Source organism: Streptomyces sp. NPDC096311 (genome assembly GCF_044763085.1).
Classification (GTDB): domain Bacteria; phylum Actinomycetota; class Actinomycetes; order Streptomycetales; family Streptomycetaceae; genus Streptomyces.
Genome location: NZ_JBIWFN010000010.1, coordinates 284,375 through 298,886, shown reverse-complemented (window position 1 = coordinate 298,886; position 14,512 = coordinate 284,375). Strand labels below are relative to the sequence as shown.

Sequence of the window (14,512 nt, the reverse complement as noted above, 5' to 3'; positions counted from 1 at the left end):
GGACCTTCGGCTATGTCGTGCCCCTTGCGAGCCCACGCCTCCTGTGATCCGACTCACCACGAATTCGCTGGCGGGGCGCGGCCTAGACCTTTAGTTTGCTAAACAGACAGATTTTTTCTGTGCGGACGCACCGGCGCCGCGCATACTGTTTCGCAAGATAATCAAGGCGAACGTCGGGAAGGTGGATCAGTGAGCAGCATGGACGCCGTATGGGTCCGGGGCGTGAACGGCATTCAGTTGCATCACGTGACCGATCTTCAGGATGCCGGCCGGTTCTTGGGCAACGCAGCGATGGCCCTGCGGGCCGCACACGTAAGGACCGGCGCCGACCGGTACTCCAGCATCGCCACCGAGCTGAAGAGCCTCGTGGAGCGAGTGCGGGAACTGGAGGACGAGGCGCGGTCGCGCATGCACGACCTGCACTCCACCGACCCTGAGCGGTTCGCGCGCTGCCGGGACGGTCACGAGCCGTGGCCCGGTGAGATCCCGGCAGGATTCATCCCGCGCCACACCTGCAAGGACGAGTGCCTTTACCACGATCGCGACGTCATCGAGGCCATCACGCAGTGCACCTGCGGCCGGCCGCCGTGCCAGGCATGCGAGATCGGCGGAAAGCTCTGAGAAACCCGAGCGGCTGCGGAGGGAGCCTCCGGCGGTCCAAGGGCATGCGGTGCTGCGGTCGACGTGTTCCCGATGACCTCGCACGTGGAGTGCGTGGCGATCCTGGAACCGGCTGTCGAGCCGACGGCCTGCCTGTCCAGGGCGGCCTGACCTGCGGTTCCCTAGTGTGGCGACGATCGCGCGGGTGACGATGATCCGCCGCCGCAGGCGATTCTCGACGCTCGGATGACGCTCGAATATGGGTCAGCGGGGTTCGAGACGCAGGGTGGCGGCGCGGGCCCGGTCGGTCAGGACATGCTCGACGATGCTCGTGTACCGGCCGTACTTCTCCCGGTAGGCGGCATCCACGGCGGCGTACTCGCCGGGACCGGCTTCGTGGAAGACGACGTCGGCCCGGACGCCTCCGGCCGCGACACGTCCCTGGTTGCGCGAGCGTGTGCCCCGGTACCAGGGGCCGCCGACGCCCTTGACCGAGCGGACGTAGAGGTGATCGCCCGCTCGTACGACCCACATGGTCACCGGGGCACGAAGTGTGCCGTCGGTGCGTTCGGACTCGAGGTCCAGCTCCTCCGCCGCGCCGATCTTCCTCAGATCCGAGTCGTTCCAGGCGGTCATGATCCTCACCTTCCGTGGGGTGTTGTTCGAGCGTTGTCCGGGGTGCGTGTCACGCTTCGGATCGGTGAAGGTCGCGCCGCCGAGCACGGATACCCGCCCTCGGACTCGGCGTCTTCCAGACCCCGCCCGACGAGAGCAGGGCGGCCGTGAACCGCCCTCGACCTCGGCTACCGGCGCATCGACACCGCCTACGAGCGGATCCTCGCCTCCGACGTCCGCTACCGGTCCGGTGGGTTCCTTGAGGGCCGGGTCGGCGACATGCTCGACGCGGACGTCGCCGGTTTCGTACATGAGTGCTGCGCGCACGGTGTTCCTTCAGGTCGGTTCGGAGTCGGGGAGCCGGGCTCGGTTCCGGGTGGCCCGCTCTCGGTCTTCTCCAGGCAACAGCGCGCGGGCCCGCAGGTGGGAGTCACTGCTCTTCCAGGTACTGGCAGTACCTCGCAGGCCGTGGCCCACGGACCTACGGTGAAGAGGCCGGCGCAAGATGTACGCCGATCAGGAGGAGTTCCCGTGTCCCTGACCCTCGCCGAAGCCACCATCCGCCTCGCGTCGTGCCCTCTGGCAGCGCCGCGGCACACCCGTGCGGAGTCCGACGATGGCGGGCGCTGACAAGACGGACCTGGCCGCCGAGGTCCGCGAGTTCCTGAGCACCCGGCGGGCACGGATCACCCCGGAGCAGGCCGGACTGCCGGTCTACGGCGGGAACCGCCGCGTCGCGGGTCTGCGCCGTGAGGAGGTCGCCTTGCTCGCGGGCATGAGCGTGGACTACTACGTCCGCCTCGAACGCGGAAACCTCTCCGGCGCCTCGGACTCGGTGCTCGAATCCCTCGCACACGCCCTGCAGCTCAATGCCGACGTCACGCTCCCGGCCGACGTGCTCGACGCCATCGACGACATCGTGGCCCCCGGGGTCACGGTCAACCCGGTCGACAACAGCTACGGCGACTTCGACCTGCGGCCCGACCAGCGGCGTCGTTGACACGAGGCGGATTCGTGGGTCACGGACGGTCGAAGGCAGCCACCCGGCGGCCGTCCGCGTCGACCAGGGTGCGCGATGAACCAGGGGAGGCCGCCGGCAGGTTCTTCGTCTCATGGTGGTACGCGTGCCCTGCCTGCGCTGACCTGCGGAAATGGGCATGCTGTCGGCGGTGGTCGGCAACTTGGTCCGGAAATGGTCCGGATCTTGGTCTCGGACACGTGCCCGGGACCACCCTGTGGGGACACCGCTCCCGCATGGTGACCGGCTGACCTGCCGTCAGCACCGCTGGCGGCCCCGAGCCGCGTCGATGCGGCGGTGATCTCCGCATTCCGGGCAGTTGATCCGCTACACCACTTCCCTGGACGCAACCCATCGTCCCGAACCGCGGGGTGCGACCTCCCGTGCCCAACTGCTGTGTGTCATCAGGTAATTGACGTGGGGCTCGGGGGGCTGCTTCACTGAGGGAGTGGCTGAGCCACTAGACCAAGAAGTCGCTGAAATCAGTGAGCCGCTGGACCAGTGAGCCGCTGAACCATTGACCGAAGCCTGGGAGATCCTCCGTGGCCGTCGAAAGCATTCCGCGCCGAACCGTGGTCGACCTGCTTGAAGCACGGCTGCGTGACGACATCCTGAGCGGCACGCACGAACCCGGATACCTGCTGCCCCCCGAGAGGGAGATGGCCGCCAGGTACGCGGTCACCCGTACGACTTTGAAGCACGCGCTGACCCGGTTGGAGCAGGCGGGGCTGCTGAGCACCCGGCACGGCATCGGTACGCGCATCCTGGACTACCTGCGGGTCGGTGGCGCTGACCTGCTTCCGATGCTGGCCGCACAGGACCCCACGTGGCTGCGGGAGGTCTTCGAGGTACGGCGGCAGATCGGCACGCTGATCGCCGGCCGCGCGGCCGACCGGCGCACGGAACGACAGGCCCGACGGCTGGAACACCTGCTGCGTCAGGTCGCGGACGGCCCGGATGCCGACGCCGTCCAACTCGCCGACGTGGAAGTGCATCGCGAACTGGCGCGGGCCACGGGGAACCGGGTCTATCTGCTCCTCACGAACACGCTGTTCAACGCCTACCTTCCGATACGGGCCTCACTGCGGGCACCGTTCGAGGACGCGGCCCGGGCGACGGACCGTCTCACGCCGGTGGTACGGGCGGTGGTCGACCGGGACGGCGAGGAGGCGCGGCGCGCGGCGGAGACGTACCTGGCCGCCACCGAGAAGATCATGCTCGGTTCGCTGGGCAGTCCTCGCGGGCGGCCGACCGCCGACCACCCCCGGTAGCCGCGCTTCCCGGCCATGAGTCCGGGCCCGCCGGTTCCCGTCGGCGCGAGGTGTGTGGCGAGGTGGCTCGACCGCGGCGCGGCCACGATCATGCGCGGACGCCCGTTCATCCCTCGATTCCAATTCTGTCATGTATAGGTCAATCCGGCTGTGTCCTGGTGAACGCCCGGTGGCGCGCGACCAGGTGCGCGGCTGCGACCTTTCAGGTGCCCGAGGCAATCCGGGCCCAACACCCCCAGGACGGCCGCCCGTTCACCGTGGGCGCGGCGGTGACCGACAACACAAGGAGCATGGTGAGCAGATCAAGCAAGAGACGCGGCGTCCTCATCGGCGTGATGCTGTCCGCGGTCATCGGCGGCACCTGCCAGCCGGCGATCGCCGCGCCCGTGCGGGACACGGGGGACCAGGCCACGCCGTTCCGGCGGTCTCCGGTGCGATCGACCGAGGAGGAGATTGCGCGGGCGCTGTCCGCCTCGCTGGTCGACCCGCAGTGGCGCGAGCAGGTCGGTACGGCCGTGCTCGGCACCGAGGACGTGGACCTCCAGGCGCTGGCGAGCAGGACCGCTGTTCCCGAGGGCAGGAACCTGTTCGCTTCCCTCTCGGCCGCGGACCGTCGCATCGCGGGCCTGAAGGGCCTGCCCGCGTCGACCGGGTCGCTGCTGCGCGTTCGACTGGGCGCGCCGTCCATGCGGTCGCGCCTGGACGCCGAAGTCGCTCCCTGGATCGCCGTCGCCGCGGTCGCCGACGACGCCAAGAACATCACGGCGTACGACAGCCAGGGCCATGCCCACGCCGTCGACACCGCGCGCGTCCCCGACCGCCCGCTGTACATCCTGGACATCGACGTCACCAAGGCTCACCGGGCCGGCCTGAAGGTGCTGCAGAAGGCCTTCGCCGACAAGGGTCTGGCCCCCGTCCCGTCGAAGGCAGCGAACAGCGCCGACGCCGCGACCGCGGCGGGCTGGTGGGCGACCAAGATCACGGCTGTCGAGGTGAACGACGACCAGGAGCCCTGGTTCAAGGGCGCCGCCGAGATGTTCTCGCTGGTGACCGGCTTCGGCCAGGACGGCACGGCGCGCGTCGACTCGGTGGACATGCCCTACCTGGACTACGACGGCACCGTCTACTACCCGAACCAGATCCTGGTCAACTGGTCGAACTACAAGTACAACCTGGCCGACGTCGTCATGATGGAGGACGACGACGGCACCAACTACCGTGCGCTGGCACAGGCGATCACCACGGCGCTGCTCACCGTGACCGACCAGGGCACCTACATCCCGTTGGTGAACGCGGTCCTGAGCGCGATTCCAGACAGCTGGTTCACCGACGACCCCGACTACGTGGAGTCCTGGTACACCCTCGCCCAGAATTCCTCGGGCCGGCTGAACGGCGCCTCGGGCAACGGCTGGATGACCGTCGAGCCCTACTTCGTCGAGGAGTTCTAGACCTCGCACGCAAGAGCGGACCGGCAGCCGGACGTCGATGAACGCGCCGGTCCGTGCCGAGGACGCGGCGGCCGTGCCGTGGAGACCGCATGACCGATACCACGGCGCAGCCGCGCCCGGCACTGGTCAAGGGGGGCGCCTGCCGGACGTCTGACCCGGTCAGACGCCCCTTTTCTGCGACTGGAAGAAGCCCAGCCGATTCGCCGATGAGGACCTCAGGAGGTGCTTCGCCTGCTGGTGATACATGCTCTGCACGCCTCTGCACGCCTCTGCACGCCTCTGCGCAGCACGAATGCGGTTGGGTGAGCAGTGTGTCGGTCCTGGGCCGAGCATGGCCCGGATCTTGATCGCGGATTGTTGAGCGCCTCCCGACGAGCCGGCGGCGCCGTGCACCCAGACCGTCAACGACCCCTCGGTGGCCTCGCGGTGAAGCCGGGGTTCACAGAGGGGTAGTGGTTCGAGGAGCAGGGCGCTCAGTGGTGGCTCGGCGAGTGGTACTCGCCGTCCGACTTCAGGGCCGGACGTGGGACGGGGCGGGCAGGGCGTAGGACGACGTCATGGGGCATCTTCCTCATGGCCGGTGTTCTGGTCGTGTGCGAGGGCGTGGGTGACCGCGGTGGTGCTCTCGTACAGGACCCGGTACTGGGTGAACCGGCGGTCGTAGACACCCGCGGTGGCGGGATCGGGCCGGACCACCGATTCCGCCGGATTCCAGGCCGTGATGTCCGGTCGGCCGATCAGCCCGGCGGCGAGGAAGGCGGCACCGTAGCTGGCACCGATGGTCGTGCGGGCGACGATCTGCTCGAGACCAGTGACGTCGCTGACGATCTGAGGCCACAGCCCGCCCTGGGTGCCGCCGCCGACCGCGACGATCCGCCGGATGTCGGCGCCGGCCGCGAGCATCGTCTCGACGTTGTGCCGGACACCGTAGGCGGTGGCCTCCAGCGTGGCCCGCATCAGGTCGCCCCGGGTGTGACCCAGCGTCAGGCCCGCGATCACACCCCGGGCGTCGGGGTCCATGACGGGTGTGCGTTCCCCGGCGAAGTACGGCAGCATCACCAGGCCGTTCGCACCCGGGGGCGAGGCGGCCGCCTCGTCGATCAGCACGCCGAGGCCGACGTCGCCGAAGAGGCGGCCCAGCCAGTCGGTGACGGCTCCGGAGGTGGCCATGCCGCCGGCCAGGCAACGGGTGCCGGGCAGGGCACCGACCGTGGACCACATCGACGGGCTGGTCACGAGCCGGTCGACGGTGTTCACCAGGAACATCGTGGTGCCGTACATCAGCATCAGGTCGCCGACGCCGTGGCCGCCGACGCTGATGGCCTCGCTCCAGGCGTCGATCGTCCCCACGATGACCGGTGTCCCGGCCGGGATGCCCGCGACGGGCGTGCCCACCCGGCCGGCCTCCTGGCCCGGCCAGCGCAGTGGGGGGAGTTCGATGCCGGGTGCGATGTGCTTGGCCCACTCGGGGATCCAGCGCTGCTCGTGGATGTCGAACAGCGGGGTGCACTGGCTGGCGGAATGCAGGTCCAGTACGTAGGCGCCGGTCAGCCGGTGGGCAAGCCACGAGGCGGGCATGAGGAGGCGGCGGGCACGTGCCCACACCTCGGGTTCCCGCTCGTGGATCCAGGCGAGTTTTGGCCCGACGGCCTGGGACGACAGGGCCGACCCGCACCTGCGGAAGATCGTGTCCCGCCCCAACTCCCGGTTCAGCCGCGTGATCTGTTCCCCGGCGCGGGTGTCCACCCCGTACAGCACCGCCGGACGCACCGGATCTCCCGCGTCGTCGACCAGGAGGGTGCACGGGCCCATGCCGCTGACTCCGACGGCTCGGACGGTGATGTCGTCGCGGTCGAGCAGTTCGGTCGCGAGCGAGACGAACTCGTCCCACCACACATGTGCGTCCATCTCGACATGCCCCGGCCGGGGACGGTCGACCACGTGACTGCGTACCGCCTCGCCCAGGATGCGGCCGGCAGCATCGACCACCACGCCCTTGGTGCTGGAGGTGCCAACGTCAACTCCGAAGACGACGTCGATCATGTACTGCCTCCCTTGGCGCCGGGTGCGCCACCGTAGGTTGTCGCTCGGTCCGGCGGGCGGTCGCGGTTCAGCCGGACGGCTGCCGGAGATGTCGTCACATCTGTACCTCGGACGAGCGCGGCGGCGCCCCCGGCCGCCGTGGCCAGAACCGCGATACCCGGTCCGCGCCCAGTACACGGACTCCACGGTCTGCACCCCTTCACTTCTGCTCCCGTCGCACGAAGGGATCAGCTTGTAACAGTCGTTCGCATCTCAGGCACATCATCTCCACGGTCAGGCAACGTTGTCGGTCCTCGCTTCCGTGTAGAGGCTGGAGGGGGGGCCGGCTGTGCACGGCTGGAGTGACGACCAGGTGTGGACCGCCTCCCGGGTACCCCGGGTACGCACGTTGATCGGGCGGCCTGTCGGGTGGCGGCTACAGGGCTACGATGCCTTCGCCGCCGACCGAGTCGGGCACGGTGACCGAGCCGATCGCGGTCAGTGAGCCGTCGCGGTTGACCCGGAACTCGTCCACGATGCCCTTGGCGCCGGTCTGCGCGTAGAGGTAGCGGCCGTCCGAGGAGACGGCGGCGTCGACGGTGCCGCCGTCGGTGGCGGTGTTACCGAGCGGGACGAGGCTGTGCCGGTGGCCGGTACGGAAGCCGGACAGGCTGTTGCTGCCGGCGTTGGAGGTGTAAAGGTGACGCCCGTCCCTGACGATCCAGCAGGTCGCGGCCTGCCCGGTGGCGATGGGGGAGCCCACCGGGGTGACCTTGCCGTTTCGGGCTACGGCGAAGGTCGCCACGGCGTTGGTGCCGGCCTCGGTGACCTGCAGGCGGCCCGCGGCGTCGAAGACGAAGCCGAAGGGCACGGTCCCGGGGAGGGAGTTCACCACCGGCGCGGCGGCCGGGGCGCCGGAGCGGTCCAGGGGGAACACCGCGATGCTGTTGGTCGCGGCCTTGGTGGTGACGATCAGCCGGGTGCCGTCAGGGGTGAACGCGATCTCGCCCGGCGTGTGGGTGAACTGGGGCGTGGCTGCCGGGTCCAGGCCCAGGCCGGGGTTCCAGGAGGGGACGGCGGCCAGGCGGTCGCCGACCCGGACGAACCCCTGCACCGTGCCTCCGTCCAGGGCGTTGAGCACGTAGACCCGGTTGTCGTGGACGGCGATGCTGACCGGGAAGGACCCACCGGAGGCTACTTCTTGGGTGCGCTTCAGTCGGTCGCCGTGCACGGCGAACACGGTGACGGTGTCGCTGCCCGCGTTCACGGCGTAGAGCAGGTGGTGCTCATGGTCGTAGGCGAGCGAGCCCTGCGAGGCGAGGTGGTCCACCACCGAGCCGGCCAGGCTGCCGCCCAAGCCGCCGGTGGGGTAGCTGCCGGCAGTGGTGAGTGTGCCGTCGGCGTTGCGGTCGTAGGCGACGACGGCGTTCCCGCCCGGGTTGTCGGTCTGCACGAAGACCGTGGAGCTGTGTTGCTCGGTCTTGAGCGGGGCAAAAGCGGAGGCCGGGACAGCGAGCGCGGTGGCAACGGCGAGCGCGGCGGTGCCGATCGCGGCGGTGATCCGGGCGGTACGTGCAAGCGTCATCGTCATTCTCCGGATGTGGAACGGAAGTTCGGGCTGGCTGAAACGGTAGGTCGCTCGGGAGGGCGACAACTCGACGAATCCGGCATATCGCCTGGACGTCCGCGACTCGTAAGGATTTGACGGCCGAGGCCCCGCGGTAGCGCCACGCCGCCGCCGCGGGCCGCCGACAGGCGGCTCGTCCTCGCGGTCGACGTGCGCAACTGACTGCGCCCCGACGCCCCCACGAGCCCGAACCTGCTGTTCTGGCACGTCGACGGGCGGGGCCGCAGCGCTGATCAGTTCATCCCGGGCCGGCCCTGCTCGTTCGCCGCCGCCCTGGAAACAGGCCGCACATCGTGGACCGCCGCGCCGGACGCGATCCGGCTTGGGCCGACCGACGACGCCACCGCGATGGACGTGGGGAAGATCGCGGTTCACCTCGGCAGGCTCGGGTGCGGAGCGCCCTGTGGCGCGGCCACCGGGGTGGACGTCGGAGTTTCGTCACGGTTCGAGGGTCCGTTCGGTGGAGCCCTAGACCTACGGTCGGGACATGCGCAAGCCGAAGCTCCCCACCTCACCCGCGTTCTGGCGCAGCCCACTGCGTGGCCCCTGGTTCACCTCGGCGCTCGGCGTCGTCCTGCTCGGCGGCATCACCGTGCTGTTCGTGACGGGTCTCGTGTCGTACGCCGCCTACAACCCGAACCTGTCACCGGTGAACGACATGACCCCGGACAAGGGGCTGCTCGGTTTCTATCTCTTCTCCTGGCCGACGAACCCGTCCTGGCTCTACCGCCTCACCCAGGGCGTCCACGTCACCCTCGGGATCACGCTGATCCCGGTACTGCTGGCGAAGCTGTGGTCGGTCGTGCCGAAACTCTTCACGCTGCCGCCGGTGCGGTCGCTCGCGCACGGGCTGGAGCGCATCTCGCTGCTCCTGCTGGTCGGGGGCGCGCTGTTCGAGTTCACGACGGGCGTGCTGAACGTCCAGCTCGACTACATCTTCCCCGGCTCCTTCTATCCGCTGCACTTCTACGGGGCCTGGGTGTTCATCGCCGCGTTCGTGGCACACGCCGTGCTGCGGGTGCCCATGGCGGCACGTAATCTGCGCCAGCTCCGGGACGAAGGTCAACCACCCGCATCAGACGATGAGTTGGTGGCACCGGACCCCGACCCGCCCACTGTCTTGCGGCGTGGTGCCCTCGGGTTCGTGGGCGGGGGATCGCTGGTGCTGTTCGCCACGACGGCCGGGCACAGCTTCGACGCGCCGCTGCGGGAGACGGCCGTGCTCGCGCCGCACGGCGGCCCGGAACCCGGCAGCGGTCCGGGCGGCTTCCAGATCAACAAGACGGCGGCGGCGGTCGGCATCGACATGCGGGAGACGACGGGTGAGGTGTGGCGGCTGGTCGTCGAGGGGCGCGGGCGCACGGTCCGGCTGAGCCGGGACGAGCTGCTGAAACTCCCGCTCCACAGCGCCGCGTTGCCCATCGCCTGCGTGGAGGGCTGGTCGACCTCCGACCAGTGGTGGCGGGGCGTGCGGCTGCGGGACCTCGCGGCGCTGGTGGGATACGAGGCGGGCGCGGCGCCCGACGTTCTGGTGGAGTCGTTGCAGCGGCACGGGGCGTTTCGCCGGGGCGCACTGCGCTACAACCAGGTGCGCGACCCACGTTCCCTGCTGGCCCTGTTCGCCAACGGTGAGGATCTGACCCCCGACCACGGCTATCCCGCGCGGATCATCGCCCCCGCGGCGCCCGGTGTGCTCAACACCAAGTGGGTGGCCCGGATGACGTTCGGAGAACTGTGATGCGACCACTTGCGATGCGCAGACCTGTGATGCGGCGGCCGTTCGGGAAGCCCGTCCTGGGCAGTCCGCTGCAGATCCTGCTGCTGGCCTGTTCGTTCGCGCTCGCCGGGTACGCCGGGGTGCGGCTGCTCGCGGGGGACTGGTTCGGGGTGGCGCTGTGGTTCGTGGGGGTGGCGCTCCTGCACGATCTGGTACTGGTGCCCTTGTACTCGGGGGCTGACCGGGCCCTCACGCGGGGGTTGGACGCGGTCGGCCATCGGGAGTGGACGCTCTATGTCCGGTTCCCGGCCGCGTTCTCGGCGCTTCTGCTGCTGATGTGGTTTCCGCTGATCAGCGGGCAGGTGTCGGACCGCTATCGGTCCGACACCGGGCTGTCCAGCGACGGCTTCCTGGCCCGCTGGCTGCTGGTCACGGCGGTGCTGTTCGGGGGTTCCGCCGTGCTGCTCGTGCTGCGCTCGTGGAGGTCGGCGAGGTCGGCGAGGTCGGAGCGGTTGCGCAGGGCGACAAAGGAGCGGCCCCCGGCCGCCCACTGAGCGTCTCGGTGCCAGCCTGCTCGGCGGGCGTATCGCAGGAGGGCGGGGGTGCCGAGGCGGGCCCACGGGAAAACGGTACTGGCGACACCGCGGCCGTCGGCGACGCGAACCTGCACGCGTTCGTCGACGTCGAGTGGGGCCGTCTCGGCGATCAGGACTCCGCCGGGGGCGACGAGTTCGGCCATCCGGCGCAGGAGGGCGGCCGGGTCGCCGCCGATGCCGACATTGCCGTCGACGAGGAGGGCGGTGTCCCAGCCACCCTCACCGGGGAGCGGCTCGAAGACGGACCGGCGCAGCGCCTGCCCGCCCGACCGCACGGTGTGGGCGACGGCCGCCTCGCTGACATCGATACCCAGCGCTCGCCGCCCCTGCGCGGCGAGCGCCGCCACGAGCCTGCCGGGCCCGCATCCCACGTCGAGTATGACCCCTTCGCACCGCCGCAGTACCTCCAGATCCGCGGCATCGGCCGCGGCGCACCACCGCTCCACCTCCAGCGTCAGCAGCCGGCCGTCGGTGCCGCGGAGGTAGAGGGGGCCACGGCCGGTGCGCAGGGCGGTGGAGTAGGGGTCGCCTGACCAGGGGTGTGCGGTGTCGTCGGACGGTGCGGGGGAAGCGCGTCTGATGGCTGGTGCGGTTCGCTCGACGAGATCTTGCTGCGGGTGATTCGTGAAGCTCAGCGGCTGGTGACCCGTGAGGTGCAGTGGCTGGTGGCCAGTGAGGCTGGTTACCGGGCGCCCCAGGGGAGCCGGCGGCGGGCGTTCCGCGGCGCCCGGTCGAGGCGCCACCTCGTCTGCCGCGCTCATCGGCAGACTCCCGCTTCCAGTCGCGCCGCTCCCGCGGCGAAGCGCCCGGGCGGCACGGCGGCGGCGAGTCCGAGGGCCACGAAGTCGTCGTCCCCGGCCGGATCGAAGTACGTGTCGCGGCCGGTGACATCCACCGCGAGCAGTGCGGGCCCGGCACAGCCCGCGAAGGCGGCAGCCCTCAGGCAGGGCAGGACCACGTCGACAGGCACCGCGTCCGGTTCTGTTGCGGGAGAGGTGGTCACGGCTTTCACCTTACGGTGACAAATGATGCGTATCGGACTTTCGGTCCTTGCGGAACAGGCTGCGTTCGAGGTCGCGCAGGTCCTTGCCGAGGGAGGTGCGGACCTGGCGGGCCAGGAGCGGCGCGGCCAGTCGACAGAAGCCGCCTCCGCCGCCCCGGACACGGATGCGGGCAATCGTCCCTTGAGGGTGCGATGTCCCCTGGGGGCCGGGGTGAAGGTGTAGGTGACGTGCAGGGGCATCGGGCCCGCCACGGACACCATGTCCCACAGCCGTGGGGGCTCGTACGCGGCCACGCGCAGGACCTAGTCGACGCGCCGCCCCAGGAAGTACGCCGTACGGGTGACCTCGGCTCCGACGCCGAACCCGCCCTCGTCCGCCGGCCTCGTCAACTCCGCGCTGCGGACGCCCTGCGTCCCTGCGGGCTGGATCGGCGCGGCGGGGCCGGGGCCCTCGTATCTCGACCCGGGCTCGGGGGGCCCGGAGAACGACTTCACCCCTCGCTACACCGCGTTCATGACCTGGAACCTGATGCACCTGGCGGCCCTGCTGAAATGTGCGGGCGGTGTCCCCGCCCACGGCAACCAGCGCTCGGAATGGGACGCGGGCTGTCGTCTGGACGCCCCGAACCCCGACTACCGCTGATTCGGCCGGGTCACAGGCTCTTGGCGGGCCAGTTCAGCAGTCGGGCGCCGATGACCGCGGTCTGGAGCGTGTAGCGGTGGGCCGGGTCGGCGGGGTTGGCGCCGGTGAGTTTGTGGATGCGCTCCAGCCGGTAGGTCAGGGCGCGCACGCTCAGAGAGAGACGGCGTGCGGCCTCGGCGGCCACGCAGCCCGAGTCGAAGTACGCGGTGAGGGTGGCCAGCAGGTGCTGGGCACCGCCGCGGGCGCCGGTGAGCGGGCCGAGGGCGTCGAGGACGAGGTCGGCCATCGCCTGGCGGTCCCGGGTGAGGACGGGGTAGACGAGCAGGTCGGCGGCGCGCAGTACCGGGTCGTCGAGTTCGAGGCGTTCGGCGAGTTCGAGGGTGTTCAGTGCCTCTTCGTAGGACTGGACGACTCCGCCGGGGCCGGTCTGGGGGCGGCCGATGGCGACACGTCCGCCGTCCGTGGCCGCGTACGCCTGTTTGGCGAAGTAGGTGAGGACGTCGTCCTGGTCGCCGGGCGCGACGCACAGCATCCGCCCGTCTTTGGTGGTGAGCAGGATGCTCCGGTCGCCGAAGCGTGCGATGAGGGACTGTTCCACCTGTCGTGGCACCGCGGCGCCTTCGTCGTAGGCCGTCGTGCCCTGCGCGACGGCCACGACGTGCGCGTGGGAGAGGCGCAGTCCGAAGCGCTCGGCGCGCTCGGCGAGGCGGCCCAGGTCGCTGCGGCCGTAGAGGAGGTCGTCGATGAACTCGCGGCGCGCCGCCTCCTCTTTCCGTACGGCGAGGAACTGTGCTCGTTCGAAGCCCTCGGCGAAGGCGTCGATGACCTGCTCGATCGCGGCGAGTGTGCTGTCGGCGGAACCGGGTGTCGTGGGCCAGGCGGCACGGGCGGCGGACAGGTGGGCGCTGACGAGTGCGCGCAGTCCGTGGCCGGCGTCGGCGGCCTGTTCGCCGAGGACACGCCGTGACTCGATCTCGTCGCGGGTGAGGCGGCGGCCGGTGGCCGAGACATCGGCCAGTATCCGGGCGTAGCCCTCCAGATACTGCTCAGGTATCTCCCGCTCCGTCACGTCGTCCCCCGGTTTCTTGACGGCCCGGTGACGACTCCTTAGCGGCGACCGGCATGCAGACCCTAGTGAACACTGCCGGGAACCGGCAATGCGCTGGTCGGTACCTGACATGCACGATGGGCGCAGGGGAGCACGGCGGATGGTCTCGGTGCCGGACGCCTGGACGGTGTCCGGCATCGATGGCCGGAGGGGAGCCGTGCGCCACCGACACAGGTCGGCAGCACAACACGACGAGCGGGGGTGGGGGCATGTGGTCGTTTCTCGTGGCTGTCAGCGGGTTTCCCACCATCCTGTTCACGGCCGCGCTCGTCGTGGTCGTCGGCTTCTGGCTGTTGGTCGCCGTCGGAGCGGCGGAGTCGCACGGCTTCGACGGCCACGTGCATGTCGACGCCTGGGGACTGGGCGGGGTCCCGGTCACGGTCGTCTTCTCCCTGGTGACCGCGATCGGCTGGTTCCTGAGTCTGAGCGCGACCGTCCTGCTCGATCCCCTGGTGTCCTCCGGGGCTGTCCGCGGGGCGGCCGGGCTGGTGGTCCTGGCGGGGGCACTGCTGATCGCCTGGCGAGTGACCCGCCTGCTCGTACGGCCGTTGCGCCACCTCTTCCCCGATGAACCGGGCCCGTCCCGGCTGGACTTCGTGGGACTCACCTGCACCATCCGCACGGGGCGGGTGGACGCCGGGTTCGGGCAGGCCGAGGTCGCGGCGAAGGACGGCTCCACCGCGGTGGTGCAGGTGCGCCAGACCGCGGACGAGGTCCTCACCAGCGGCAGCACCGGCCTGTTGTACGCCTACGACGAGGTGGGCGAGTTCTTCTGGGTCGCGCCGTACGACACGGCGCTCGACCCGCGGGGCCACGGCACGTGAGCCGCCCGCGCCCGCTCCGC

11 protein-coding genes and 4 pseudogenes are annotated in these 14,512 nt (G+C 70.3%); 9 read left to right on the top strand and 6 right to left on the bottom strand.

Annotated features, from left to right (window positions below):
• Positions 1–198 precede the first annotated feature (198 nt).
• Entirely contained in the window at positions 199–621 is a 423-nt protein-coding gene (locus ACIRA5_RS26380; RefSeq protein WP_403694482.1) for a hypothetical protein, read from the top strand.
• Positions 622–864: 243 nt separating this feature from the next.
• Here ACIRA5_RS26380 and ACIRA5_RS26375 read toward each other — a convergent pair whose 3' ends face one another.
• A complete protein-coding gene (locus tag ACIRA5_RS26375) occupies positions 865–1,236 on the bottom strand; it encodes a DUF2255 family protein (protein ID WP_403694269.1) in 372 nt (123 codons plus the stop codon).
• A gap of 595 nt (positions 1,237–1,831) precedes the next feature.
• On the opposite strand from ACIRA5_RS26375, the pseudogene ACIRA5_RS26370 reads away from it, so the two are divergent.
• From ACIRA5_RS26370 to ACIRA5_RS26360, 3 genes and pseudogenes are all read left to right on the top strand, one after another.
• Positions 1,832–2,086, top strand: a pseudogene (locus ACIRA5_RS26370) (helix-turn-helix domain-containing protein); the annotation flags it as partial.
• Positions 2,087–2,775: 689 nt separating this feature from the next.
• Positions 2,776–3,504 (top strand): FadR/GntR family transcriptional regulator, encoded by a 729-nt coding sequence (locus tag ACIRA5_RS26365; RefSeq protein ID WP_403694267.1) that lies wholly within the window; start codon positions 2,776–2,778, stop codon positions 3,502–3,504.
• Positions 3,505–3,794: 290 nt separating this feature from the next.
• Positions 3,795–4,952, top strand: coding sequence for a DUF3103 family protein (locus tag ACIRA5_RS26360; protein ID WP_403694265.1), 1,158 nt, complete (start codon positions 3,795–3,797; stop codon positions 4,950–4,952).
• A gap of 555 nt (positions 4,953–5,507) precedes the next feature.
• Here the strand turns inward: ACIRA5_RS26360 and ACIRA5_RS26355 are convergent.
• Both ACIRA5_RS26355 and ACIRA5_RS26350 read right to left on the bottom strand, forming a co-directional pair.
• A complete protein-coding gene (locus ACIRA5_RS26355) occupies positions 5,508–6,995 on the bottom strand; it encodes an FGGY-family carbohydrate kinase (protein WP_403694263.1) in 1,488 nt (495 codons plus the stop codon).
• Between the two features lie 415 nt (positions 6,996–7,410).
• Positions 7,411–8,559 carry a lactonase family protein gene (locus ACIRA5_RS26350; RefSeq protein WP_403694260.1) on the bottom strand — a complete coding sequence of 383 codons (1,149 nt, stop codon included), beginning with the start codon at positions 8,557–8,559 and terminating at the stop codon, positions 7,411–7,413.
• Between the two features lie 147 nt (positions 8,560–8,706).
• Here ACIRA5_RS26350 and ACIRA5_RS26345 point away from each other — a divergent pair.
• From ACIRA5_RS26345 to ACIRA5_RS26335, 3 genes and pseudogenes are all read left to right on the top strand, one after another.
• Positions 8,707–8,967: pseudogene (locus ACIRA5_RS26345) on the top strand (transposase); the annotation flags it as partial.
• A gap of 121 nt (positions 8,968–9,088) precedes the next feature.
• The gene (locus ACIRA5_RS26340) at positions 9,089–10,339 is read left to right on the top strand and encodes a molybdopterin-dependent oxidoreductase (RefSeq protein ID WP_403694258.1); all 1,251 of its coding nucleotides are present in this window, start codon (positions 9,089–9,091) and stop codon (positions 10,337–10,339) included.
• The gene (locus ACIRA5_RS26335; protein ID WP_403694256.1) at positions 10,339–10,872 is read left to right on the top strand and encodes a hypothetical protein; all 534 of its coding nucleotides are present in this window, start codon (positions 10,339–10,341) and stop codon (positions 10,870–10,872) included. Before ACIRA5_RS26340 ends, ACIRA5_RS26335 begins: the two co-directional genes overlap by 1 nt.
• A 176-nt stretch (positions 10,873–11,048) precedes the next feature.
• Here ACIRA5_RS26335 and ACIRA5_RS26330 read toward each other — a convergent pair.
• Both ACIRA5_RS26330 and ACIRA5_RS26325 read right to left on the bottom strand, forming a co-directional pair.
• Positions 11,049–11,675 (bottom strand): annotated as a pseudogene (locus tag ACIRA5_RS26330) (class I SAM-dependent methyltransferase); the annotation flags it as partial.
• The gene (locus tag ACIRA5_RS26325; protein ID WP_403694254.1) at positions 11,672–11,917 is read right to left on the bottom strand and encodes a hypothetical protein; all 246 of its coding nucleotides are present in this window, start codon (positions 11,915–11,917) and stop codon (positions 11,672–11,674) included. The pseudogene ACIRA5_RS26330 and the gene ACIRA5_RS26325, both read right to left, overlap by 4 nt.
• A 406-nt stretch (positions 11,918–12,323) precedes the next feature.
• Between ACIRA5_RS26325 and ACIRA5_RS26320 the strand changes: the two are divergent.
• Positions 12,324–12,560 (top strand): annotated as a pseudogene (locus tag ACIRA5_RS26320) (flavodoxin family protein); the annotation flags it as partial.
• 10 nt (positions 12,561–12,570) lie between these two features.
• On the opposite strand, the gene ACIRA5_RS26315 reads toward ACIRA5_RS26320, so the two are convergent.
• Complete coding sequence (locus tag ACIRA5_RS26315; RefSeq protein WP_403694252.1) at positions 12,571–13,629, bottom strand: PucR family transcriptional regulator; 1,059 nt, start codon at positions 13,627–13,629, stop codon at positions 12,571–12,573.
• 248 nt (positions 13,630–13,877) lie between these two features.
• On the opposite strand from ACIRA5_RS26315, the gene ACIRA5_RS26310 reads away from it, so the two are divergent.
• Positions 13,878–14,492: a hypothetical protein gene (locus ACIRA5_RS26310; RefSeq protein ID WP_403694249.1), complete on the top strand. Its 615-nt coding sequence runs from the start codon at positions 13,878–13,880 to the stop codon at positions 14,490–14,492.
• The last annotated feature ends 20 nt before the right edge of the window (positions 14,493–14,512 follow it).